Origin of the sequence: Sulfurimonas paralvinellae (genome assembly GCF_014905135.1) — a bacterium.
GTDB classification, from domain to species: domain Bacteria; phylum Campylobacterota; class Campylobacteria; order Campylobacterales; family Sulfurimonadaceae; genus Sulfurimonas; species Sulfurimonas paralvinellae.
Genome location: NZ_CP041406.1, coordinates 253,893 through 276,425 on the forward strand (window position 1 = coordinate 253,893; position 22,533 = coordinate 276,425).

Genomic DNA, 22,533 nt, shown 5'->3' on the forward strand with positions numbered 1-22,533 from the left:
GATGCAGCCGCTTGCTCGAAAAATCTACAAAGAGACAAAGCATTTTGTTTTGGCCTTTGTAGATAAAGAGCTGACACTTTTTGCTGCAAGTTTGAGTTTTTACACTATCTTTACGATTATTCCCCTTTTACTTATTGTGCTTACACTTTTAACTTCTATGCCGAGTTTTTCGGATCATTATGAGAAGATCAAAGGTTTTATCTTTTCCAATCTTATGCCGGTGCAGTCTGAGATGATTATGAATAATATTGACGGTTTTGTAGCCAACTCTGCCAAAGTCGGTGCATTTGGACTTTTGATGATACTGATCGCCTCCCTGCTTTTTTTTAAAAACTTCGAATATATTGCCAACAAGATCTTTCACGCAAAGAACAGAACGCTTTGGGAGAGCATTACGACTTACTGGACGATGCTTACGCTGACACCCATTGCTCTTGGTATATCTTTTTACATCACTGGTTACATTGCAACACTGATGGCTTCCAATGCGCTCACGTCAGGACTTAATATTCTGCCGATGGTTCCATATCTCATTATCTGGGGACTTTTCTTTCTTATTTTTCAGATTGGACCAAATGCAAAGGTCAACCCAAAAGCCTCAGCTATCAGCTCTTTTTTGGTCGCGATCATCTTCTCGGCAAGTAAAAATGCTTTTATCTACTATGTATTTTTGAACAAATCCTATGCAACGATGTACGGCTCTTTTGCTATTGTTATGTTTCTGTTTTTATGGATCTATGTTTCGTGGATTATCTTCATCTACGGACTGAAACTATGTTATATGATAGACCGCGTATATAAAAATAGAGAGATTATAGCCAAGTAGCAGGTAGAGAGCTTCTTTTTTAAAGACTCCAAAAAGTGAGAGTATGATCTCGATAATGAGATAGATGAATGGGAGTTGTATCTTTACTGCGTGAGGTTCTAGTGTCAGCAGATAGTGCAGTGGTGCATCGAGCAGATATCCAAATCAAATGAGGTGTAAAAATATTGCCAGCGGATAAAAAAGCGTAAAGAGTGATGTCCAGAGAATTGAGAGCGGATGTAAAAGTGAAAAGTTGCCAAAGATTGCTAAGGAGTAGGGAAGCATCATCAGATAGACCCAGAATGGCAATACCGCAAACTGCCATATCTTACTTTTGTCTTGAAAGTGAATGAGAAATAAAAATATATAAAAAACCCCGCTGAGGCTTAAGAATAAACCTATATTGAAAATGAGTCTTGGAAAAAGTGCAATGATCAAAAGCGCACTCAAAAGCAGTGTTTGCATGGAGATGATCTTGATGCCCCTCTCATACAGAATAAATCCGACAACAAGCATAACAAAAGCGCGTAACAGTGATGGCGGCGAGCCGATAAAAAGCATATAGTTCAAGAGAATAAGAGTAATCAGCATAAAGGTATCACGCTTGTAACTGCGATAAGGAAAGTAGTTGTTCTGCAGATATATGTAAGGATATTTTATAAGTAAAAACAGCAGAGCCGAGAGCACACCAAGGTGAAAACCGCTGATAGCGACAAGGTGCGAGATACCAAGGTTTGAAAATGTTTTTTGCAGTGCATAGGGCAGTGGTTTTGCAAGAAAAAGAGCCTTGTAGATATCCTGCATATCTTTTGTATTGTGTTGATGCATGATTGAGTTTGCAACTGTATTGTTGAAAGTTGGTTCGGTATTTACATGTAGAATTTTACTAAAAGCGAAAAAGCCTTTTAGGTACTCTAAAAATGAGATTTTTCCTGCCCAGACTTCGAGTTCTACATTTTTGCCTTTATAATTCGGCAGTTTTTTTGAAGCAGTGGAGTAGAAGCTAAAGCCATCGTCGCTTTGAAGCTTGAGTATCTGATAGGTTTTTGTTCTTCCTTTTTTCGTAATTTTTGTTTTTGTGTATTGTTTTAATATGGTTGCATGAACAAGCTGCGAGTCGAATTTTGTAAGTTCACGGTATTTGTAGTACTCAAATCCAAGAGAGAGTGCAAGAAGAGTAACAAAGAGCGCAAAAAGGAGAGTAATGTCTCTTTTTGAACTGATAAGCTCAACACGCTCCAGTGATGCCATTAGATAGGCGGCATCTCGACATTTGGCACATCGACTTGAGCTGATTTTGTATCAACATTTTCATAAACTGTCTCAACGGCACTTGCATAGCTTGGTGCATCGACAAAACGGGTGAGTTTTTTCTGAAATATCAGTTTAACGTGACCGGTAGGTCCATTACGCTGCTTACCGATAATGATCTCTGATTCTTCCTCTTCTTTTTCGACGTAGGTTGAGGTGAACTCTTTGCCTTCTGCTTTGGCGGCTTTCTCACGCTCTTTTTCCTCTTTGTAGAGGTAAACATCGTCGCGGTAGACAAAGAGAATGATGTCGGCATCCTGCTCGATCGAACCTGATTCACGGATATCGCTGAGCATCGGGCGTTTGTCGTTACGAGATTCAAGACCACGGTTAAGCTGCGAAAGAGCGACTATCGGCATCTCAAGCTCACGTGCGAGCATCTTAAGCCCGCGTGAGATCTCAGAAACCTGCAGGTGGCGGTCTTGATTGCCGATTCCCGACATGATCTGCAGGTAATCGATAACAGCGATCTCGATCTCAGGATGCTGATTTTTTAGTTTTCTAAGCTTACTTCGCAGTTGATTGATATTGACACTTCCCTGATCATCGACAAAGAGCTTGGCAGAGTTCATCTTGTCTATGGCACCGTTGAGTGAGCTCCACTGCTCATCGTTCATATCACCGACACGCAGTTTTTGCAGCGGAATGGATGTCTGAATGGAAAGCAGTCTGAGCATCAGCTGTTCTGCCGGCATCTCAAGAGAGAAGAAAGCAACCCCTTTGCCTTGAAGGATGAGGTTATTGACGGTGTTGAGGATAAAAGAAGTTTTTCCCATTGCCGGTCTTGCGGCAATAATGACAAGATCTCCTTTTCCAAAACCGGTCGTCATTTTATTTAGCTCTTTAAAACCTGTATCGACACCAACGAGAACAGAGTTTCCGCGGGCTTTCATCTCTTTGATGTACTCCATCGTATCGAAGGTCATCTTTGGAGAATCTTTGAAATCGCTCGTCTGGTTGTCCTGCGTGATTTCATAGAGTTTTTTCTCGACGATATCAACTACTTCGGCAGAAGGCAGCTCCTCTTCGACTGTCACTCTTTTTATCTCGGTTGTGAGTGTGAGCAGATGGCGTTTGAGTGATTTGTCTTTGATCTCTTCGACATAGGCGGCTGTATTTGAGATAGGGTTTGCCGCGAGAATTTCGAGCATGACCTGCTCATCGAATTTTTTTGCCTTGATAAGCTCTTTTTTAATGAACTCCTCATCGATCGGCTGATCTTTTTGCAGCAGCGTGAGCATCGCTACAAAGATATCCTGATGGGCAGGTAGATAGAAGTCGTCTTTGTTTAGGGTGACACTCAGATCATCAAACTGGCTTGGTTCAAAGATGATGGAGCTGAGAATAGAACGTTCAAATGCGAGATTGTAGAGATTGTCCTGCATTATTTACTCTCCTCGGCCATTTTTTCAACTTCGGTAACGAATTTATCGACAAGCTCTTTTTCATCGAGATTGGCCACAACTTCACCTTTTACCATGACAAGGCCTTTTCCTTTACCGTAAGCGATGGCGACATCTGCGTGAGCCGCCTCACCGATAGCATTGACAACGCAGCCCATTACCGAAACATTCAGCGGGGTTGTGATGTGTTTTGTGCGCTGTTCTATCTCTGCAACTGCTGAGACAAGATCGGCTTCGATACGTCCGCAGGTAGGGCAGGAGATGATATTGAGTCCGTCAGGCATGGCACCGCTGTCTTTTAAAATAGCACGTCCGACATTTATCTCCTCTTCAAGTTCTCCTGTAATGCTCACACGCATCGTATCGCCGATACCATCGAGCAGTAAAGAACCTAGTCCGATGGCACTTTTAACGGTTGCGTGAAAAATAGTTCCCGCCTCTGTAACGCCAAGATGAAAAGGGTAGTGGTTCTTTGGACGCAGCATTCTATAGGCATCGACCGTTCTTTGTACATCGGAAGCTTTGAGAGAAATCTTAATGTTATCAAAGCCAAGGTCTTCTAAGAACTTGATGTTATACTCGGCAGATGCTACCATAGCCTCTGCAGTTGGACCGTACTTGTTGTCGAACTCTTTTTCAAGACTGCCGGCATTGACACCGATGCGGATAGGAAGATTTCGTTCCTGACACGCTTTGACGATCTCTTTTATCTTTGTCTTATCACTGATATTTCCGGGATTGAAACGTATGCAGTCAACAGACTCTGCTGCAATAAGGGCGAGCTTGTAATTGAAGTGAATATCTGCAACAAGCGGCAGTGATATCTGCTCTTTGATGGACTTGAGTGCAAGGGCATCTTCCATATCGGGTACAGCAACACGGACGATGTCCGCTCCTGCAAAATGCAGACGATTGATCTGCGCAACGGTAGCTGCAACATCATGTGTATTTGAGTAGGTCATCGACTGAATAGAGATAGGGGCATCGCCGCCTACGGCTACATCACCGACATAAATTTTTTTCGTTGGGTATCTTTGTATCATAAAATGATTTTAGCTTGTTTTTTATGAAGAAGTGCTTTAGTGTAATCGCAACCCAAAGTCTTAAAGACTTTTAGGTTTTAAAATTTGAAATCTAAATTTGTATAGACATAACGTCCCGGTTCATTGAGTAAAACAGCATCTCCACCTGCTGTTACGAGTGTCAGATCAACATAGGTGTTACTTTGTGCATAGGTGACATCAAAAAGGTTATTGACACCGAGTGTAAAATCAAACTTTTTATTGACGGCGTGTTTTATTTTTGCATTGACTACTGCCCATCCTGATAAAACCTGCTCACCGTTATCGTCGTCTATTGTATCCCATCTATCACTCATAACTGTTTCAAGTGTTGCGAGTGAATTGTTTGCATACTCGTAATTGAGCGCGATATTTCCGCGTAGTGGTGCCATGTCCGCTAAGTTCGTATTTGTCTGACCCGTGAGTGCATGATCTTTTTTCCCGCGTTTGTATGATGCACCCATGTCTATTGTCATATCATCTGTTGCATAGATCGATCCGCTTATCTCTCCTCCATAGACTGTTGCATCTATATTTTCAAAGATGTTAGTTAGTTTGTTTGCATTGATGTAGATATAGTTATGCAGTTTTGAATAGAAAGCTTTGAGTTTGAGACTGAAGAGATCATTATCTGTTGTAAAGCCAATATCTGCTTCACGGTTTCTTGTCTGATCAAGTGTCGGTGTTCCTTTAATACCGGATTTTAGAAAGTAGAGCTCACGCGCATCAGGAGTGCGGTATGCCTGACCAAGACCAAAAAAGAGTTGATTATCCTTGTTGAAGTTGTATGTCGTTAGAAGATTGGCTCCAAGAGAATGGTAGTTGTTATTAGGCTGGGAATCGTTCGTGATACTTATATCATCAACACGTCCACCAAGTGACATACCAAGTGCACCATAATTTTTTTCCAGTTTTGCAAAAAGTGCTGCATCTTTTGTAATTGTCTGGTCGATGCTATTACCTTTAATAGCACCATTGTTATTATTTACATATTGGCCTTTCCACATACGCTTGCTACCGTCAAGTCCGAGAAGCAGTTTGTATGAGTTGATGTCAAAGCTGTTTTTGAGTTTTATTCCCTGCATTGTCGTCCACATATGGTTTGTTGTGTTCTTTGATGCATTCATATCAGCAATTTTTCTGTACTCTGTACTCATAGGATGGTCAACATCGGAGTAGTAATACTCAAGATTGAGATTTTTATAACTCTCTGTCAGATTATCAATGTTGTAAGAGACTGAATAGATGTTTGAGTCATCATAGATTGCATCCATAGGAGAGTTTGGATAGAGAATGTTGTCACTTCTGTTGGCTGTTGCACTTAAGCGAAGTTCCTGATTTTTAGCCGTAGTGATGAAAGCCTTTGCCATCATAGAATTTTTTTTATAGGCCTGCATATCTTCATATTGTGTTTTGTATTGATTCCCTGGCTGTGCTTTTAATTTTAACTGCTGCGCCAAAGTATTACTGTCTCCGTCATGGTACTGATCCGAAGATTCAGTAGAAACAGCTGCTATCATACGGATGAAATCATTGCCACCGCTTGCAGATGCTCCGAACTTTTTATAGTTCCATGCACCAAAACCGAGATTGATCTGTGCTTTGAAATCTTTTGTCGGCTGTTTCGTTTTAATCTTTAACCCGCCGCTGAGGTTTCCGTATGTTGTTACATCATATGGCCCTTCGGTTACTTCAATAGAATCTATCTGGTTTGCCAGAATATGAGAGACAGGAGGGTCCATTCTATTTGGGCATGCTCCATAAACTTTCGTGCCGTCAACTTCAACGGAGATATTATCCCTTTTTTGACCGCGGATAAGAACATCGTTAGCGATGCCGCTTCTGCGTGACATGTCAATGCTCGGTACTGATTTGCTAAGAGCATCGGCAACATCGGCAGAGGTTTGTGCATTTTGAGCGACTTCTGTAATGGTCGTTGACTGAACATCAATAGGTGCAAGTTCAATGTCTGCTGCGTAAAGTGCAGAGACAGCTAAGAGTGAGAGTGTTATGCTTTTTTTCATTATTTCCCTTTTTTAAAACTTAATATATATAGTTAGTTGTCTAAAATAATAATAAAAGAAGTGTTACAAAAGTATTAATAAGAATATTTTTTACGTTAAAATTACAGTATGAGTAAAAGTGAAAAGATAAAACGAACTATATTAATAGCATTAGGTTTTGCGCTTGCAACGTATCTTATTATGAGTGCAATGGCAATTTTGGATAAAGAATCAGCAAGAGAGACCAACACCGGCAGCGAAGTTCATCGTAACACAGTGAAGTGAGCCGTGTTGACGGATAAGAACAGAAGAATCGATGGGAACTATTTCTTTGTTCGGAAATATTTTTTGAAAGATTTGTAAGGCTTCTGCATCCTGTGGGACATTGTATGTGGGAACAAGCACCGCGCCATTGACAAATAAAAAATTTGCATAAGTCGCAGGAAGACGTTCATTGTCATAAAAAACAGCACTTGGCATTGGCAGGGCAATGAGTCGCAGGTCGTTCTCTTTAGCTATCATCTGCAGCTCTTCTTTCATAAGTTGCAGCTGGTGAAAATGTTCATCATTTTCATCTTCGCACTCCACATACATAATGGATCTTTCATCGATAAAGCGAGCCAAGGTGTCAATATGAGAGTCGGTATCGTCCCCTGCAAGGTAGCCGTGGTTGAGGTAAAGAATATGTTTGGCACCAAATATTTCATGGAGTCTTTCCGTGATTTGAATGTTATTTAGAAGAGGGTTGCGGTTCGGGTTGAGCATACATTGTGCCGTTGTGAGAATTGTGCCTAGTCCATTGCTTTCAACAGCGCCGCCTTCTAAGATAAAGTCGATTGTTTTGAGTTCGTTTTTATAGCAGGTTTGTAAAGCAGCTGACATGGCATTGTCTTTTTGTGCTTCAAATTTTCCTCCCCAAGCATTGAAAGTGAAGTCAAGCAGTTTTAAAGTTTTATCTTCGCTCACGCCCAGAGCAGAACAGTCTCTTGCCCAGGTATCATTAGTTTCATATGCTACAAAATGTAGATTGTGTTTGTTGGGAAAATGCTGTTTTACTGCAGCAACATCATGACAAATGATCAAACAGGGCTGAAAGCGTGCAATGTTGTTGATAATATTGGTAAAACAGGTTTCTGCTTCATGCAGATAAGGAGCCCAATCTGTCCCTGCGTGAGGAAAGATAACCTGTGTGAAACTTTGGGGTTCAAACTCTGCAATTAAACGGCGCATCTGATATAATTCCTTTATGGCTTACATAACTTTAGATAAAAAACATTTTTTCAATAACTTAGATATTATTGCAAAACTCAGCTATGGTAAAGATAAAATCGCTCTTGTGCTCAAAGACAATGCCTATGGACATGGTCTGCGTGAGATGGCGCAAATGGCGCAGGAGTATGGCATAACAAAAGCTGTTGTGCGACTGCAGGAAGAGGCTGAGATAGTAGCAGATTTTTTTGATTATATTTTAGTATTGGCGGATATCCCCGAAGATGCAAATGAAAAGATCCGTTATACCATCAATGATCTTGCAAACATTGAAAAATTTCCAAAAGGCACAAAGGTCGAGATTAAAGTTAATACCGGCATGAACAGAAACGGCATAGAGATGGATGAGCTGCGTGAGGCTTTTGAGGCGATTAAGAAACATGGTTTGCAATTGGAAGCTGTTTTTACGCATCACAGCTGTGCAGATGAGGATGCGTGTGTTTTTGAACAGCAAAATAAAAACTTTGCAAAGATAAAAGAAGATGCAAGAGTGCTGCAAAAAGAGTTCGGTATGGAAAAACTTCGTTTTCACTCCTGCAACTCCGCTGCACTCTTTCAAACAAAGCATTTCAGTGAGGATATGGCGCGTGTAGGTATTGCGGCTTATGGCTGTATGGAACTTCCACAGAGTCAGGAAGTACAGCAGTTGCAGTCCGTGCTTTCGGTATATGCTAAAAAAATATCTACACGCCATCTGCATGAGGGAGATTGTGTCGGTTATGGTGCAAGCTACAAAGCGGATAAATCCTGTATAGTCGGAAATTATGATTTTGGTTACGGGGATGGATTTTTACGTATATGCTCGAACCAATATGTAACACCTCAAGGCATCAAACTTCTCGGGCGAATTTCTATGGATAACAGCTCTTTTTTATCGGATGATCGAGAGCTTTTGATATTTGACGATGCTCGTGAGATTGCAAAAGCGGCACAAACTATCAGTTATGAAGTGCTCACATCTTTAAAAGCGAATCTTAAAAGAGTTGTTTTAGAGTAGTGTCGGCGCAGGTTTACCGATATAGTAACCCTGAACGAAATCGACATCAAATGATTCTAGTATCTTTAATGATGCTTCATCTTCAACATATTCCGCGATCGTTTTCAGTCCTATGTTCTTAGCGAAAGAGACAATGGTCTGTGTGATTTTCTTTGCATTCTCATTGTGAGTGATGTTTTTCACAAGGGAAGCATCTATTTTGAGATAATCAACATTCAGCTCAAGAACATGAGAAAAGTTGGAGTATCCGCTTCCAAAATCATCAATGGCAATTTTTACGTTATAGTGTTTTACCTTTTGAATAAAGATTCTTATCTCTTCATAGTTCTTGATCTCATTATCTTCAAGAATCTCAAAGACAACTCTTTGCGGTGCTGGGTAATCAGAGAGTTTTTTGAGTATAAAGGCAACAGTTCTTTCATTAAGGATGTCATCTATTGAGAGATTAATGGAAAATTCAAATGCCTCTTTATCTTCAAAGAAAGCAAAGGTTTTTTCTATCATAGTATAGGTTATATGATGGTAAAGTTTTGATTTTGTTGCAATATTTAGAAATTGATAAGGCGTAATGATATCGCCGGTATCTGTGATGATGCGTACAAGAGATTCATATTTTTCAATTTTTTGTGTATGGAGATTATAGATCGCTTGAAAATAGGGTGTTATCTTATCATTTTCTATAGCGTCTTTGAGCAGTGCGATACCTCGGATATTTTTATTGACATTTTCAGTAGTATCGACTACATTGTCATAAACAACGAAGTTTGCTTTAGAACTTTTGGCTACTTGTAAAGCCATATCTGCTTTAATGATCAAATCATTTTCATCGGAAGCTATACCGCAGCTCACAGTTAAAAAAATGGCATAGTCGCTGATAGTGTATTGGGTCTTATTGATTGTATGCAGCAGTTGAGAAATGCGCTGTTTAAAATCATCAGCAGTTATATCTTGACATGTAAAGACAGCGAACTCATCGCTGGGGAGTTTGTAGACTGTTGTGTGAGTATCACTGCAGGAAGTGTCAATCTTTCTGCCAAGTTCTATTAACAGGGCATCACCGATATCATGACCATAAAAATCATTGATATCTTTAAAATTATCAATGTTTATGAGTGCTAAGTGTTTATTGTTTTTATCTTTGGCACTGTCAATATCTTCTAAGAGTTGTAATCTGTTTGCTAAACCGGTCAAACGTTCTTTGACAAGTGTCTCTTTGAGCTTTTTTGTCTGTTCTATAACAGCTTGTTGGAGATAACTGTTTATCTGTTTTGATTTTTTCGCAATGAAATAGATAATAGTAAAGAGCATAATAAATGCAAGCGTATCATAAAGAGCAGAATAGATAAAATGCTGTATAAAGTAATTGTTGAGGTTTTCTTTTGGAATTTTTATGCTTACTATACCACGAAGTTGACCAAGTTTATAGTTGTAGGCATTTTTATACTTCTGACGGATAAATTTCGGAGCATCTTCTCTTTGTGCATGACATTTTAAGCATCTGTTTTCTATGGTAAGAGCAGATGCGTATTGGTAATAGTTTGGATTATCGCTGCTGAAGTACTCTTTTTGAGTTGGATGCTCTTTGAGATAGTTTATGGCTTGAAGCTCTTGGGCATCGGCTTTGTTTTTAGGATTTCTTGCTCGATCTGAAACAGTTTGCAGGCTGATTTTAAAAGGGTTATTTTGAGAGAATTTTTGATTGATAAAATAAGAACTGTATGCAGGAAGACCTTTGAGTGTGTTTTTATTGAGCGGTATGGTCTTGTTTACATAAAGCTCTTGGTAATAGTTTCTATGTGCAATGGCTAAAGATTGAAGTGATTGTGCCTCTTTATAGGCAAATTCATTCATCTGTTCCTGTGTATCAATATAACTGTAAAATATTCGAAATAAAAGAGCGAATAAAAAAATAATGGGAATAATAAAAAGAACTTTACGATTTAAATATTTTTCCATATATATCCTTGAAATATATTATAGCTGAATTTTAAAAAAGCAGGCGTCTTGCCTGATAATATTTTGCTCTCCAGTAGGGATTGTGAATGTTTGAGAGCATAACGCCGTGCTTGCTTGAAGCATGAATGAAATCTCCCCGTTCGAGATAGATGCCTGAATGGAGTACATGATAGGATGTCTGAAAAAAGAGAAGATCACCCTCTTTAAGAGAGTTTTTTGAAACTTTCTTTCCTCTTTTGAGCTGCTGTTTTGTTGTTCGAGGTAGGTTGATGTTAAAAGCTTCTTTGTAGATTCTCTGCACAAGTGCGGAGCAGTCAAAGCCGTTGGCATCATTGCCACCGTAGCAATACTGCACACCTGCATACTTTTTGTACTCCTTATAGAGCTGCCTAGTGACAAAGTTTTGTTTATGCAGTTTGTATTTTACTTTTGTTTTGTGTTGCAGAGGCAGTGGTTTGTAACTCTTTGGAGCGGTGGAGCAGGCAGTAACAATGAACACTAATGTGAGCCAAAACAGTAGTGTTCTCATGGATTTTTAAGAGCTGACTTTTACAATGGCTTGGGGAAAGATCACGCCGTCAATGCCTAAAAGTGCCATCTCTTCTATACTCTCTTCTTTGTTAATATGGACTAAGATCTTTGCATCGAAAAGATAGTTTTCCGCTATGCTTTGTGCTGTTTTTGCAAGCTCTTTCTCGACCATAATGAATGAAGCTCCCAATGCAGAGGCATAGATAAGTTCGGTGATGTTTGTGACACCAAGTGCAAAAGGGATTTGATTGAGTTGCAGATGCGTGATGATGTCAAGATTCTTTTCACTGAATGTAAGATAGATCCTTGATGAAGAGGGTGTCTTTTCAATATTCTCTATATCAAAAACATGGTAAAAGAGCGTGTTTTTAATGAATCTATGGCCAAAGAGAAGCATTATTTTTTAGCCTCTATGATGCACTCGTTGGAGCAGTAATATTTTCCATTACTTAAAATGCATTCCGAAATTTCAGTATATACACCGCAGTTGGCGCACTCTATCATTTCATTTGCCTCCGGTTTTTTCGTTTTCTTTGTCTGTTTCTCACTGCTGTTCTTGACAGCTTTTTGTTTGAAAAACATAATGTAAACAATGTAGATGACTGCACCTACAAGCAGTGCTTTTAGTATCATAGTCCTTCTCCTAGAAGTAAATAGTGTCTGTTTTGTCTCTCTATAATCTTATGCGGCATATTCTGCGTCTCCTCAACTTCGTCAAAGACCTTCTCTCCTTTGTAAAAAAGAAGTTTTGAGTTTTCATCTCTATAATCTTTGCTGAGTTCTAGCAGCATTTTTGTATCGGTAACCGCCCGTGAGGTTATAAGTTCAAATGTTTCAGGCTGCATCTCTTCAACTCTTTTTTTGATAACACGAACATTTTCAAGCCCAAGATCAGCTTTGATGAACTGTAAAAAGCTGGCTCTTTTGGTAAGAGGTTCTACAAGCGTGACTTCTGTCTCAGGCAGTGCAAATGCTAAAATCATACCGGGAAATCCGGCACCCGTACCGATGTCAAGCAAAGATGATACCTGGGGCAGAAAACTTACAGGATAGAGTGCATCAAAGATAAACTCATCCAAAGTCGCTTCATCACGTGCTCCTGTGAGGTTATGAACTCTGTTCCATTTGAGCAGGTTTGCTTTGTACTTTTCTATATTGGCAAAAAATGTATCTGGAACTTTTATGCCTGTTTCTTCAATGCGTCTGTGTAACTGCAACAAATATCCTTTTAAAATGACATTATACTCAAATTAATTTATAGATAAAATTTAGCATTGTTATTTACAATAGTTTGCAATACTATATATTTTTTTATGTGAAGGTGTGATATAATTATATATGTTAAATTTTAAGGTATATTCGTATGACAAAAAAAGAGGTTCTTAAAGCTATAGAACACGCTTATGAATACCATGTTGATCAAATGGAAAAAGTAACACATTTGGTTAATGGTGAAAAAGTGAAAAACCCTACTCCCAGAATGCCGAATGAATGTGAATTCGGTCGATGGCTCTATGGTGATGCTAGTCGCATAAAAGGTCTTTTAGGCATACGATTTTATAAGAACATGGAACTGATTCATGAGTTTTGGCATATACAGTATGAAAAGATATATGAAATATACTATGAACATGATCAAGAAAAGGGATTATTGACAAAAATTTTGCATCACAGGCACAGATTATCAAAAGAAGAATTTGAAGAGGCACAGCACTACTATAAAGATCTCAAACAGGCTACTGAAGATCTTTTAGAAGTTCTGACTGCATCTAAAAGAAGAATCATAGCCTTAAAAGAGAGAATGTTTCTAAATATTGACTAAGAGAACATCTTTTTCATAGCTGTAAAAAATATTTTAAATATTCCTTTGTTGCCTACAAGTTCATTAATAAATTCATCATAGGTTATATTTTTTTCTTCTAAAAAACCGCGAAGATATTTTTCGCTTCCTTCCATTCCCCTCTCTTTCTCTATCTCAAGCAATTTTTGATAGATAGGTTCGATAGCTTCAACCGCTTTTTTTGGTGCCGCTTTTCGAAATGCTGTATGGGAGATAATCTCATTAGTGATAGGATCAACCTTAGGCTCGAATTCTGTAACAACCCAGTAGTAGCTGCCGTCTTTTGCAAGGTTTTTGACAACTGCCATGATATTTTGGGCTTTGTTTATTCTATCCCACATCATTTTAAAGACTATTTTGGGCATGTCAGGGTGCCTTATCAAAGAATGTGGTGTCCCAATAAGTTCCGCTTCACTGTAACCTGAGATTTCAACAAAATAATCGTTTCCATATTCTATGATACCTTTTGGGTCTGTTTTGGAAACGATGTATCTTTTTGGATTTAATTGTATTTCGTTATCCTTTGGTAACGGACGTTTCATTGGGTTTTCCTTATTTTTAAGCTGTGTTATTATATACTATTTCAAAGGTAAATTTCAATGAACAAAGAACAAACACTTGAATCTGTAAAAAAAGCAAGAGAAGCACATCTATTGCAAATGGATAAAATCAATGCTATTATAAATGAAGAAAAAGTTGACAACCCTACAGCCGTTTCAAAAAAAGAGTGTGATTTTGGGCGTTGGATCTATGATGAAAATAGTAATGTTAAGCAGTTGATTGGAAGTCAGTTTTATGAGAAGCTCGATAATAAACATGAACAGTGGCATACAGAATATTTTAAAATATACAGTATCTTTTTTAACCCAAAGAAAAAAAAGGGGTTCTTGTCCAAAGTATTAGGCTCAAGCGGTGTTGATCCGTTGGAGAAAGACAAAGCAAAACTTTATTATACAGAACTAAAGCAGACGACAGAGGAACTTCTCAAAGCTCTTGCATCTGCAGAGAGAAGACTTGAAGCACTGCCTGAGAGTAAATTTAAGTAAATCTTGACTAAAGCAGATGTCCCATTGCATCACGCTTGACATCCAAGTAATCCTCATTGTATTTATTTGACTTCATAATAATAGGCAGTCTTTCTACGATCTCAACATCGCAAATCGAGTTTATTTTATCAGGATTATTCGTCAGAAGTTTGATCTTCTTGATTCCAAAATGATGGAGAATGTAGGTGACAATATCATAGGTTCGCTCATCAGCTGCAAATCCGAGCTGATGGTTTGCTTCTACTGTGTCAAGACCTTTATCCTGAAGTGCATAAGCGTTTATCTTATTTAACAGCCCGATATTTCTGCCTTCTTGACGCAGATAGATGACCATACCGCCTTTTTCACCGATAAGTGAGAGTGCATACTCGAGTTGATCACGGCAGTCGCATTTCAGACTGCCGATAGCATCACCGGTCAGACATTCAGAGTGTACACGTACAACAGGTATTTCATCAAGCTCTTTGGCATAGATGACAAGATGCTCTTTTTGCCCTTCTTTAAACGCTTTTACTTTAAAATTACCAAATCTTGAGGGAAGGTTTGCTACGTCGGAAATTTTTATATTCATTAATTTAATCTTTAAAATGTTAAAATTTTCTCTAAAGATACTATTATAACAAATAAAGGTTTAAAAAATGTTTCAAAGATTCCGTCGTACCCGTTTAAATAAACAGCTCAGAGCACTTGTGCGTGAAACTCATGTGAGTACAGATGATTTTATCTATCCGCTTTTCATTAGAAGCGGTGAGGGAATAAAAACTGAAGTGGCATCTATGCCGGGTGTTTATCAGATGAGTATGGATGTCGCTATTAAAGAGTGTGAAGAGTTGAAATCCCTTGGACTCTACTCCATTATTTTATTTGGTATTCCCGATGTCAAGGATTCTATTGGAAGTGATGCTTTGTGTGAACACGGCATCATCGCTACGGCTGTGCGTGAGATAAAAAAGGCACATCCAGATATGTTCGTTGTAACGGATCTCTGTTTTTGTGAATATACAGATCACGGACACTGTGGTATCATCGATGAAGCAAGGGAAACCGTCAATAATGATGCAACACTTGAAATATCAGGACAACAGGCTGTCGTTCATGCAAAAGCGGGAGCTGATATGATTGCACCAAGCGGTATGATGGATGGCATCATTGAGGTCTTGCGTGAGGCACTTGATACGGCAGGATACAGTGAACTGCCTATTATGTCCTATTCTACAAAATTTGCAAGCGGTTACTATGGACCGTTTCGCGATGTCGCTGAATCAACACCGAGTTTCGGAGACCGTGCGAGCTATCAGATGGACCCTGCAAATCGTCGTGAAGCCATTGCTGAGAGTATCTCCGATGAAGCGCAGGGAGCAGATATTCTTATGGTGAAACCTGCACTTGCTTATCTGGATATTGTGCGTGAGATAAAAGATGCGACTACACTTCCAATGGCTGTTTATAATGTAAGCGGTGAGTATGCAATGCTCAAATTTGCAGGCATGAACGATCTTATTGATTATGATCGTGTTGTGATGGAGACTATGGTGAGTTTTAAACGCGCAGGTGCAGATATAATTATCTCATACCATGCCAAAGAAGTGGCAAAACTGCTAAAAAAATAGTATAATAACCGCTTATTTAAAAATATGGATGGAAACATGAGACATTTTTTAACATTGAAAGATTTTACAAAAGAAGAGATTTTAGAGATTGTTGATCTTGGACTAAAGATCAAAAAAGATCTCAAAGCCGGTGTATACAATAAAGAGTTGCAGAACAAGACTCTGGCGATGATCTTTGAAAAAAGTTCAACGAGAACACGGGTCAGTTTTGAGACGGGTATGTTTCAGCTTGGCGGGCATGCGCTTTTTCTCTCAAACCGTGACATCCATTTAGGACGCGGTGAACCTGTAAAAGACACGGCACGTGTCATATCTTCTATGTGTGATATGGTTATGATCCGTACGTTTGAGCATTCTATGATAGAAGAATTTGCAAGCTATTCAAAAGTACCGGTTATAAACGGATTAACGGACTCTTTCCATCCTGTTCAACTTTTGGCCGATTATATGACAATGATAGAATATGGAGTGGCCCAGAACGCTGTTGTGGCTTACATCGGTGACGGTAACAACATGACAAACTCATGGTTGATGCTTGCCGCAAAACTCGGTTTTGAGCTTCGCATAGCGACACCAAAAGGCTATGAAGTCGACGGTGATGTTCTGCGTGATGCACTTGATATGGCAAAAGAGAGCGGTGCTGTTATTAAAGTGATGAACGATCCAAAAGAGGCTGTTCGCGGTGCGACAATCGTAACTACAGATACCTGGGCATCTATGGGACAAGAGGATGAAAAAGAGCAGCGCATTAAAGATTTTGAAGGCTTTATGGTTGATGGTCTGATGATGTGTTTAGCTGATCAAAAGGCAAAGTTTCTTCATTGTCTGCCTGCCTATCGTGGGCAGGAAGTGAGTGATGAGATTTTGGAATCTCACGCAGATGTTGTTTTTTCAGAAGCTGAGAACAGACTTCATGCACAAAAAGGATTGATGGTCTGGTTAGACAAACAAAGGGGTTAGATCCATCCCTTTGCATCATTCATGATCGCTTGATTGCTTAGATCATAAACTTCTATGATTTTTGCAATAAGGGCTGTTCCTCTATCAAAATATCTATCCGCATCTACACTTTTTGGATTTTTCAATAATTTTTTTTCTGCATATGCAGTATATGTTTTGACATCATTATTTACCGATGCAAGTGTATTGGTGATATTTGCAGGTAATTGATCAGGATATTTGGCAATAATCTGTGTCATATCTTCTTGAAGTTGCTTGTTTAATGACTGCAGTTCGTATGACAACATTTTTATATCCTCAACGGCACCTTTATTGACTTCCCCTTTTGCCGCTATTCCTGCACCAAGACCTCGAAGACGTCCTGTTTGTTCAGTCATAGGAAGCATAATTTCCATCATCACCGATGATATGTCCTTGCTAAACGGTGTCAGGTCTTTTGCAAAACGTTTACTTACACTTTGTGCAAGCATCAATGTCTGTTCTATCTGCTCTGTGTATGCGGAGAATACCTTGTTCGGAGGTCGCTTAAATGCTTTACGATTGAGTTTAATTAGTGACTGGGAGATGGCAGTTGCACGAGTATTGATGACAGGGTCACCGGCTAAAGGGAGTGATTCCATATTTCCGATGGCTGATTTCATATCTTCTCTTGTGGAGAAAACAAGCAGCATTGCTGCTGTATTTCCATTGAGGTAAGAGTTTGTAAGACCACGTGTTTTTTGTGTAGCGATGATCAATTTTTTAAGATTCTCTATATATTTGCTTGTGTTTAGCTGCTCTTGATTGCTGAAAAATGATTTTGCCTGGAGATTGAAAACTAAAAGTAAAATAAGTAAAAAATAGCGCATGTTATTTCCTGTTGATGTTATGAGATATTAATAACTAAAAATGTTATTAATATTGTGCCTTATTAATTTAAATAGAAACTTAAAAAATGAATTAATATCGAATACCCGTTACGGTTCTTATCTTTTCTATCATTGGAAGGGCAATCTCTTTTGCTTTTGTTGCTCCCAGATCAAGGATATCGCGAACCTCATCTTGGTGTTCTTGATAATAAGCTCTTTTTTCACGATACGGTTTGAAATACTCCCAAATAACATCATGCAGATAGAGTTTGAAGTGTCCATGACCTTCGCCGCCGCGTTTATAACGTTCTTGCAGCTCTTTACACTCATTTTCGTTTAAAAAGAGTTTTGCCATATTGTATACATTACAACTCTCATACTCTTTTGGCGCTTCCATAGGCACATTTTCAGTCACGATCTTTTTGATGGTCTTGAGCTGTTTTTTCTCTTCACCGAAGATATTGACGGTGTTGTTGTAACTTTTTGACATCTTTTGACCGTCAATGCCGGGAACGGTTGCTACATTTTCTTCTATTTTAAACGTTGGCAGTTTAAAGATGTCGCCATATTCATTGTTGAATTTGATAGCGATGTCACGGGCAATTTCGACATGTTGAATCTGATCTTTTCCAACGGGAATAATATCTGGAGAGTAGAGTAAAATATCTGCCGCCATTAAAACAGGGTAGGAAAAGAGTGAATGGTTTGCTGCGATTCCTTTGGCTGTTTTATCTTTGTAGCTGTGTGCACGTTCAAGCAGCCCCATAGGTGTAAAAGAAGAGAGCGCCCAGTAAAGTTCAAGTACCTCTTTTACATCAGACTGTACCCAGAAAGTCGCTACCTTAGGATCTATTCCAAGTGCCAGAAAGTCTGTAGCGCTCTGCATGGTCAGTTCTGCCAGTCTTTTACCGTCACTTACACTCGTCATAGCATGATAGTTGGCTATAAAAGCAAAAGTGTCATTCTCTTTTTGTGCGTCTACCATCTGTTTGATCGAGCCGAAATAGTTTCCAATGTGTAAATCACCTGAAGGCTGAATACCTGTTAAAACTCTCATTCTTGCATTCCTAAATATTTTTCGCGTATTATACCCATCTCAGCTTTATTTTGTTATTATAAGTAAGTATAAAAGATTAAAATATTTCATAAAAAGGATTTATCATGAATTTACAAATTCGTGCAAAAGATTTAAAATTAAGTGATATGACAAAAGCTCATATTGAACATGCCGTAGAAGAATTTAAAAAATATTCACTTGATATAACAAGTATTCGTTGTAACTTAGTTGCTCAGAAAAAAGGTGTTTTGGTAGAGTTCGAGATTCATGTAGCTCATACAGAGCCTATAGTTATTTCACAAGAGGATGATGTCCTCGATGCTGCAATTGACCTTGCAATAGACAGAGCAGAAAAAGCACTACGTCGTCTTCATGACAAAGTAACAGACCATCAGGCAGTGCCGTTAAAAGAATTAGAGCCAGCAGATGCGTAAGGCAACCCTTGCGCTATTTTTGACGGCTCTCTTTTTTACTACCATTATAAATGCTAACCAACAAGAGAAAAAATATTCATTGCGTGGTGTCTATGGAATGGCAACAAGTAATGATCTTGGTGAGATTGTCTTTGGAAAATTCAATCCTGATCAAAAAGATCTTAAAGTTTATTCAGTAGACGGTGGTTATCTTTTATGGAATGATCTTTTTGACTTGCCTATGGATATCTATGCTAAAGGCGGGCTCTCTTATTATGATGAAAATGATCATCCAAATGCATATGGAGCGGATCTTTATATAAAAGCGTTTTGGAATTTTGACTTTTGGAAAAATAGGGTACGTTTTGGTTTTGGCGAGGGTATCTCCTATACAACTAGACTGCTTTGGACAGAAGAGAATGATGCTTACAATCCAGATGATTCTACCAATCCAGATCCAACATCGAAATTTTTAAACTATCTTGATATCAGTTTGGATTTTGACCTTGGAAAACTTGTGCGCTCAAAAACATTTGAAGATCTCTATCTCGGTGTGATGATAAAACACCGTTCAGGAGTTTTTGGACTTTTTGATGGTGTCCATGGCGGTTCAAACTATAACTCTTTTTATATAGAGAAAAATTTTTAAGAGGAAAATATAATGCTGTATAATTGGATACTTTGGTTTCATGTTATCTCATTCATCTCATGGTTTGCGGTACTTTTTTATCTGCCGCGTCTCTATGTTTACCATGCAGAACACAGTGACAATAAAGGCTTTATCGAGGTTGTGAAAATACAGGAGATGAAGCTTTATAAATATATTGGAGTGCCTTCAATGTGGGCAACCATTATAAGCGGTGCAGTTTTGATCTATCTTGGTGACTGGATGAAAGCACCATGGCTGCATGCAAAACTGCTCTTTCTTGCATTTCTTATAGCGTATTTTTATTCACTGGGAGTTTTGCGTATCAAACTGCTTAATGACAACTGTACAAAAAGTGGAAAATTCTTTAGAATGTATAATGAAGTGCCTACGATTTTAATGCTTCTCATCGTAGCAATGGTGGTTTTTAAACCTTTTAGCTAATGCTTTTTCGCTTCCTGCTCATCTTGGGATACTCTTTTATAAAGGATAATCCCAAGTGTTGTCAATGCCGCTCCAGATAATAAAAATACAATAGCCAGTGATAAGTTCATTATCTTTCTCCTCTTTTTTTCGCTTTAAACAACAGTGGTGTCCCTGTAAAGTCAAAGGCCTCACGCAACTTGTTTGTAAGGTATCTTCTGTAGGTAAAGTGCAGGCCTTTTGGTTTGTTCATAATGATGGCTATTTTTGGCGGGCGTGTCTCATACTGTGTTGCATAGTAGATGCGAATTACCTGTCCATGCATACTTGGCAGTGTATGACGGCGAAGTGCTCTGTCGATGACATCGTTAAGCTTTGATGTAGGGATGCGCTGTGAGTAGTTTTCGTTTATCTCTAAAATGATGTCATGAAGTTTATCAACACGCTGACCGCTCTTTGCTGAGAGGGTAATTATAGGCGCATAGGCTAAGAATTTAAAGCGGTCGCGTACCTCTTTAATGATTTTGTCGTGATCCTCTTTTTTTGCGATATCCCATTTGTTGAGGACAATTACACATGACAAACGGTTCTGATCGACCAATCCTGCTATCTTCTCATCGAGATCTAAAAAAGGTTCGCTTGCATCAAGAACAACGAGTGCCATATTGGCATTTTCCAGCATCTCTTTTGTTCGCATAAGCGCATACTTCTCTATGCCTACGATCTTGCCGCGACGGCGGAGTCCTGCCGTATCGACAAAAGTAAGCTGTTTATCTTTATAGACTATGGTCTCATCAATCGGATCGATGGTTGTGCCTGCAACGGAACTGACAACGGAACGATCCTCTTTTAAAAGAGCATTAAGCAGTGAGCTTTTACCAACATTTGTACGTCCGATGATTGCGATTTTGATGTGATTTATATCATTTTCATCAAACTCTTTGATACGGTCGTTTTGTCCAAAGATAGAGTCATCTTCAACATCATCTTCATCTTCATCCCAGTAGATGAAGCCGTCATCTTCTTCGTCACCATATTGATTGAAAAACTCCTCATCGCTGATTTCATCATCCTCTTCTTCTACAATTTCTACAGCGGATTCTTCATCTTCTTTGATGATGTCCTCATCAGGAATCTTCTCATAGAGCCAGTCGATAAGCTCGACGGTATTACGATTGTGTGAAACAGAGATTCCGAAGATGGCATCTGTGCCAAATTCGTAAAATTCCCAGAGTTTCTCTTTCATTTTGTCATTATCTATTTTGTTGACAACGAGGGCTATATCTTTGCCCATGGCTTGGAGTTCATAAAAAAGTTTCTTATCCTCTTCTTCGGGGAGACCTTTGCCGTCAACCATATACAGAATGATATCGGCTTTGTAGGCTGCTTTGAGAGACATCTCTTTTATCTTGTCAAAAAGCTCGCACCCTTTATCGAGTCCGCCTGTGTCTAAAAGCTGTGCTTCTTTGTCACGGATAATGGCAGTTTTTCGTTTGACATCACGCGTTGTTCCGGCGAGGTCAGATGTGATTGCATCTCTTTTTTTAACAAGTCGGTTGAAGAGGGAGCTTTTTCCGACATTCGGACGTCCGATAATGGCGATTTTTTTCATGAAAGGTAACCTTGTAAATAAAACTTATGAAAGAGTAGACTTCTTGTAGAACTCTATTATTTTATGAAATTATAGCTAAATTATAAGGTGCTTTGCGTGAGAGGGAAGAAATACCCTGTAAAGGGTACTTCAAAAAGATTTATTCTGTCGGAAATTCTTTATCAAGTTGTTCTAATGCCTGTTTAGACTGAAACTGCTGCCAGAGTGCATTGTCGTTTTTAAAGCTTGATTTTACAGCTTTTTTCACTTCGGCATTGATATTTTCTTCAGGCACAGTTACGAGCATATAAAGAGCTCCTGAAGGTGCCTGCCACATATCAACCGCTTTTGAGCCTTTGAGATCAACTTTTGCTATCTGTTTTGTAACGGCTGTTGTCACTTTGTCTACAGTTTCAGCAGAACCGTTTCCTGTAGCGCGAGTAAAACCTTCTATCTTGTCTTTTACCTGTGTCTGAATCTGCTGTGCCAGATCTGAACGACCGTTCATCAATGCGACTCGTCTCATATGAGCTATACCGGCAGCGGATTTTTCAGCAACACCGACACCTGCATAAAAACCTTCCACTTCAGGAATACATGTCCATCTTGGAGCGAGGACATTTTCCTGCATACATTTGAATGTGGGGTTGTATGCCTCTTTTTTTGCTTCGGGTTTTTTACTGCTACATCCTGTAATGGCTAAAGCAGCGAGTGCGAGTATTGCAGCACTTTTTATGATTTTATTCATTTATACTTTCCTTCT

At 39.0% G+C, this 22,533-nt stretch carries 25 protein-coding genes; 9 read left to right on the top strand and 16 right to left on the bottom strand.

The window, feature by feature from the left end:
• Position 1: 1 nt before the first annotated feature.
• A complete protein-coding gene (locus FM071_RS01420) occupies positions 2-826 on the top strand; it encodes a YihY family inner membrane protein (RefSeq protein ID WP_193111271.1) in 825 nt (274 codons plus the stop codon).
• Between the two features lie 144 nt (positions 827-970).
• Here the strand turns inward: FM071_RS01420 and FM071_RS01425 are convergent, their stop codons facing one another.
• The 5 genes from FM071_RS01425 to FM071_RS01445 all read right to left on the bottom strand — a co-directional run bounded on the left by FM071_RS01425 (position 971) and on the right by FM071_RS01445 (position 7,813).
• Entirely contained in the window at positions 971-2,056 is a 1,086-nt protein-coding gene (locus FM071_RS01425; protein ID WP_226960546.1) for a ComEC/Rec2 family competence protein, read from the bottom strand.
• On the bottom strand, positions 2,056-3,501 hold the full coding sequence (locus tag FM071_RS01430) for a replicative DNA helicase (protein WP_193111272.1): 1,446 nt from the start codon (positions 3,499-3,501) through the stop codon (positions 2,056-2,058). The genes FM071_RS01425 and FM071_RS01430 overlap by 1 nt, the downstream gene beginning before the upstream one ends.
• Positions 3,501-4,562 carry a flavodoxin-dependent (E)-4-hydroxy-3-methylbut-2-enyl-diphosphate synthase gene (gene ispG, locus FM071_RS01435; RefSeq protein ID WP_193111273.1) on the bottom strand — a complete coding sequence of 354 codons (1,062 nt, stop codon included), beginning with the start codon at positions 4,560-4,562 and terminating at the stop codon, positions 3,501-3,503. The genes FM071_RS01430 and ispG overlap by 1 nt, the downstream gene beginning before the upstream one ends.
• A 77-nt stretch (positions 4,563-4,639) precedes the next feature.
• Positions 4,640-6,604, bottom strand: coding sequence for a TonB-dependent receptor (locus tag FM071_RS01440; protein ID WP_193111274.1), 1,965 nt, complete (start codon positions 6,602-6,604; stop codon positions 4,640-4,642).
• Positions 6,605-6,814: 210 nt separating this feature from the next.
• On the bottom strand, positions 6,815-7,813 hold the full coding sequence (locus FM071_RS01445) for an agmatine deiminase family protein (protein ID WP_193111275.1): 999 nt from the start codon (positions 7,811-7,813) through the stop codon (positions 6,815-6,817).
• 16 nt (positions 7,814-7,829) lie between these two features.
• Here FM071_RS01445 and FM071_RS01450 point away from each other — a divergent pair, with 16 nt between their 5' ends.
• Positions 7,830-8,849 carry an alanine racemase gene (locus tag FM071_RS01450; protein ID WP_193111276.1) on the top strand — a complete coding sequence of 340 codons (1,020 nt, stop codon included), beginning with the start codon at positions 7,830-7,832 and terminating at the stop codon, positions 8,847-8,849.
• On the opposite strand, the gene FM071_RS01455 is transcribed toward FM071_RS01450, so the two are convergent.
• The 5 genes from FM071_RS01455 to rsmG are packed head-to-tail and all read right to left on the bottom strand — an operon-like array spanning position 8,841 to position 12,553.
• Positions 8,841-10,805, bottom strand: coding sequence for an EAL domain-containing protein (locus tag FM071_RS01455; RefSeq protein WP_193111277.1), 1,965 nt, complete (start codon positions 10,803-10,805; stop codon positions 8,841-8,843). The genes FM071_RS01450 and FM071_RS01455 overlap by 9 nt on opposite strands.
• A 31-nt stretch (positions 10,806-10,836) precedes the next feature.
• On the bottom strand, positions 10,837-11,334 hold the full coding sequence (locus FM071_RS01460; RefSeq protein WP_193111278.1) for a C40 family peptidase: 498 nt from the start codon (positions 11,332-11,334) through the stop codon (positions 10,837-10,839).
• 6 nt (positions 11,335-11,340) lie between these two features.
• The gene (locus FM071_RS01465; RefSeq protein WP_193111279.1) at positions 11,341-11,733 is read right to left on the bottom strand and encodes a hypothetical protein; all 393 of its coding nucleotides are present in this window, start codon (positions 11,731-11,733) and stop codon (positions 11,341-11,343) included.
• The gene (locus tag FM071_RS01470; protein WP_193111280.1) at positions 11,733-11,969 is read right to left on the bottom strand and encodes a PP0621 family protein; all 237 of its coding nucleotides are present in this window, start codon (positions 11,967-11,969) and stop codon (positions 11,733-11,735) included. Before FM071_RS01470 ends, FM071_RS01465 begins: the two co-directional genes overlap by 1 nt.
• A complete protein-coding gene (rsmG, locus tag FM071_RS01475) occupies positions 11,966-12,553 on the bottom strand; it encodes a 16S rRNA (guanine(527)-N(7))-methyltransferase RsmG (protein WP_193111281.1) in 588 nt (195 codons plus the stop codon). The genes FM071_RS01470 and rsmG overlap by 4 nt, the downstream gene beginning before the upstream one ends.
• A 146-nt stretch (positions 12,554-12,699) precedes the next feature.
• Here rsmG and FM071_RS01480 point away from each other — a divergent pair, with 146 nt between their 5' ends.
• A complete protein-coding gene (locus FM071_RS01480) occupies positions 12,700-13,158 on the top strand; it encodes a CZB domain-containing protein (protein ID WP_193111282.1) in 459 nt (152 codons plus the stop codon).
• On the opposite strand, the gene FM071_RS01485 is transcribed toward FM071_RS01480, so the two are convergent.
• Positions 13,155-13,718 (bottom strand): PAS domain-containing protein, encoded by a 564-nt coding sequence (locus tag FM071_RS01485; RefSeq protein WP_193111283.1) that lies wholly within the window; start codon positions 13,716-13,718, stop codon positions 13,155-13,157. The two genes, FM071_RS01480 and FM071_RS01485, sit on opposite strands and share 4 nt — an antisense overlap.
• Before the next feature lie 57 nt (positions 13,719-13,775).
• Between FM071_RS01485 and FM071_RS01490 the strand changes: the two genes are divergently transcribed.
• On the top strand, positions 13,776-14,222 hold the full coding sequence (locus tag FM071_RS01490) for a CZB domain-containing protein (RefSeq protein ID WP_193111284.1): 447 nt from the start codon (positions 13,776-13,778) through the stop codon (positions 14,220-14,222).
• Between the two features lie 7 nt (positions 14,223-14,229).
• On the opposite strand, the gene ribA is transcribed toward FM071_RS01490, so the two are convergent.
• Entirely contained in the window at positions 14,230-14,793 is a 564-nt protein-coding gene (ribA, locus tag FM071_RS01495) for a GTP cyclohydrolase II (protein WP_193111285.1), read from the bottom strand.
• Positions 14,794-14,860: 67 nt separating this feature from the next.
• Here ribA and hemB point away from each other — a divergent pair, with 67 nt between their 5' ends.
• On the top strand, positions 14,861-15,832 hold the full coding sequence (gene hemB, locus FM071_RS01500; RefSeq protein ID WP_193111286.1) for a porphobilinogen synthase: 972 nt from the start codon (positions 14,861-14,863) through the stop codon (positions 15,830-15,832).
• Positions 15,833-15,868: 36 nt separating this feature from the next.
• On the top strand, positions 15,869-16,792 hold the full coding sequence (gene argF, locus FM071_RS01505) for an ornithine carbamoyltransferase (protein WP_193111287.1): 924 nt from the start codon (positions 15,869-15,871) through the stop codon (positions 16,790-16,792).
• Here argF and FM071_RS01510 read toward each other — a convergent pair.
• Positions 16,789-17,640, bottom strand: a complete 852-nt coding sequence (locus tag FM071_RS01510) for a nitrate- and nitrite sensing domain-containing protein (protein WP_193111288.1) — start codon at positions 17,638-17,640, stop codon at positions 16,789-16,791. The two genes, argF and FM071_RS01510, sit on opposite strands and share 4 nt — an antisense overlap.
• Before the next feature lie 91 nt (positions 17,641-17,731).
• The gene (gene trpS / locus FM071_RS01515) at positions 17,732-18,697 is read right to left on the bottom strand and encodes a tryptophan--tRNA ligase (protein WP_193111289.1); all 966 of its coding nucleotides are present in this window, start codon (positions 18,695-18,697) and stop codon (positions 17,732-17,734) included.
• A gap of 104 nt (positions 18,698-18,801) precedes the next feature.
• Here trpS and hpf point away from each other — a divergent pair, with 104 nt between their 5' ends.
• Genes hpf through hemJ form a run of 3 tightly spaced genes read left to right on the top strand, consistent with a single transcriptional unit; the run spans position 18,802 to position 20,200 of the window.
• Positions 18,802-19,131 (top strand): ribosome hibernation-promoting factor, HPF/YfiA family, encoded by a 330-nt coding sequence (gene hpf, locus FM071_RS01520; protein ID WP_193111290.1) that lies wholly within the window; start codon positions 18,802-18,804, stop codon positions 19,129-19,131.
• Positions 19,124-19,759: a hypothetical protein gene (locus FM071_RS01525; protein WP_226960547.1), complete on the top strand. Its 636-nt coding sequence runs from the start codon at positions 19,124-19,126 to the stop codon at positions 19,757-19,759. The genes hpf and FM071_RS01525 overlap by 8 nt, the downstream gene beginning before the upstream one ends.
• A gap of 12 nt (positions 19,760-19,771) precedes the next feature.
• A complete protein-coding gene (hemJ, locus tag FM071_RS01530) occupies positions 19,772-20,200 on the top strand; it encodes a protoporphyrinogen oxidase HemJ (RefSeq protein WP_226960548.1) in 429 nt (142 codons plus the stop codon).
• Positions 20,201-20,309: 109 nt separating this feature from the next.
• Here hemJ and der read toward each other — a convergent pair whose 3' ends face one another.
• Both der and FM071_RS01540 read right to left on the bottom strand, forming a co-directional pair.
• A complete protein-coding gene (gene der / locus FM071_RS01535; RefSeq protein ID WP_193111291.1) occupies positions 20,310-21,791 on the bottom strand; it encodes a ribosome biogenesis GTPase Der in 1,482 nt (493 codons plus the stop codon).
• Positions 21,792-21,930: 139 nt separating this feature from the next.
• On the bottom strand, positions 21,931-22,518 hold the full coding sequence (locus FM071_RS01540) for an LPP20 family lipoprotein (protein WP_193111292.1): 588 nt from the start codon (positions 22,516-22,518) through the stop codon (positions 21,931-21,933).
• Positions 22,519-22,533 lie beyond the last annotated feature (15 nt).

What these genes read in the sequence shown, in the direction of transcription:
- FM071_RS01420 (WP_193111271.1), top strand. Translation starts at nt 2, where the DNA reads ATGCAGCCGCTTGCTCGAAAAATCTACAAAGAGACAAAGCATTTTGTT.
- FM071_RS01425 (WP_226960546.1), bottom strand. Translation starts at nt 2,056, where the DNA reads ATGGCATCACTGGAGCGTGTTGAGCTTATCAGTTCAAAAAGAGACATT.
- FM071_RS01430 (WP_193111272.1), bottom strand. Translation starts at nt 3,501, where the DNA reads ATGCAGGACAATCTCTACAATCTCGCATTTGAACGTTCTATTCTCAGC.
- ispG (WP_193111273.1), bottom strand. Translation starts at nt 4,562, where the DNA reads ATGATACAAAGATACCCAACGAAAAAAATTTATGTCGGTGATGTAGCC.
- FM071_RS01440 (WP_193111274.1), bottom strand. Translation starts at nt 6,604, where the DNA reads ATGAAAAAAAGCATAACACTCTCACTCTTAGCTGTCTCTGCACTTTAC.
- FM071_RS01445 (WP_193111275.1), bottom strand. Translation starts at nt 7,813, where the DNA reads ATGCGCCGTTTAATTGCAGAGTTTGAACCCCAAAGTTTCACACAGGTT.
- FM071_RS01450 (WP_193111276.1), top strand. Translation starts at nt 7,830, where the DNA reads ATGGCTTACATAACTTTAGATAAAAAACATTTTTTCAATAACTTAGAT.
- FM071_RS01455 (WP_193111277.1), bottom strand. Translation starts at nt 10,805, where the DNA reads ATGGAAAAATATTTAAATCGTAAAGTTCTTTTTATTATTCCCATTATT.
- FM071_RS01460 (WP_193111278.1), bottom strand. Translation starts at nt 11,334, where the DNA reads ATGAGAACACTACTGTTTTGGCTCACATTAGTGTTCATTGTTACTGCC.
- FM071_RS01465 (WP_193111279.1), bottom strand. Translation starts at nt 11,733, where the DNA reads ATGCTTCTCTTTGGCCATAGATTCATTAAAAACACGCTCTTTTACCAT.
- FM071_RS01470 (WP_193111280.1), bottom strand. Translation starts at nt 11,969, where the DNA reads ATGATACTAAAAGCACTGCTTGTAGGTGCAGTCATCTACATTGTTTAC.
- FM071_RS01480 (WP_193111282.1), top strand. Translation starts at nt 12,700, where the DNA reads ATGACAAAAAAAGAGGTTCTTAAAGCTATAGAACACGCTTATGAATAC.
- FM071_RS01485 (WP_193111283.1), bottom strand. Translation starts at nt 13,718, where the DNA reads ATGAAACGTCCGTTACCAAAGGATAACGAAATACAATTAAATCCAAAA.
- FM071_RS01490 (WP_193111284.1), top strand. Translation starts at nt 13,776, where the DNA reads ATGAACAAAGAACAAACACTTGAATCTGTAAAAAAAGCAAGAGAAGCA.
- ribA (WP_193111285.1), bottom strand. Translation starts at nt 14,793, where the DNA reads ATGAATATAAAAATTTCCGACGTAGCAAACCTTCCCTCAAGATTTGGT.
- hemB (WP_193111286.1), top strand. Translation starts at nt 14,861, where the DNA reads ATGTTTCAAAGATTCCGTCGTACCCGTTTAAATAAACAGCTCAGAGCA.
- argF (WP_193111287.1), top strand. Translation starts at nt 15,869, where the DNA reads ATGAGACATTTTTTAACATTGAAAGATTTTACAAAAGAAGAGATTTTA.
- FM071_RS01510 (WP_193111288.1), bottom strand. Translation starts at nt 17,640, where the DNA reads ATGCGCTATTTTTTACTTATTTTACTTTTAGTTTTCAATCTCCAGGCA.
- trpS (WP_193111289.1), bottom strand. Translation starts at nt 18,697, where the DNA reads ATGAGAGTTTTAACAGGTATTCAGCCTTCAGGTGATTTACACATTGGA.
- hpf (WP_193111290.1), top strand. Translation starts at nt 18,802, where the DNA reads ATGAATTTACAAATTCGTGCAAAAGATTTAAAATTAAGTGATATGACA.
- FM071_RS01525 (WP_226960547.1), top strand. Translation starts at nt 19,124, where the DNA reads ATGCGTAAGGCAACCCTTGCGCTATTTTTGACGGCTCTCTTTTTTACT.
- hemJ (WP_226960548.1), top strand. Translation starts at nt 19,772, where the DNA reads ATGCTGTATAATTGGATACTTTGGTTTCATGTTATCTCATTCATCTCA.
- der (WP_193111291.1), bottom strand. Translation starts at nt 21,791, where the DNA reads ATGAAAAAAATCGCCATTATCGGACGTCCGAATGTCGGAAAAAGCTCC.
- FM071_RS01540 (WP_193111292.1), bottom strand. Translation starts at nt 22,518, where the DNA reads ATGAATAAAATCATAAAAAGTGCTGCAATACTCGCACTCGCTGCTTTA.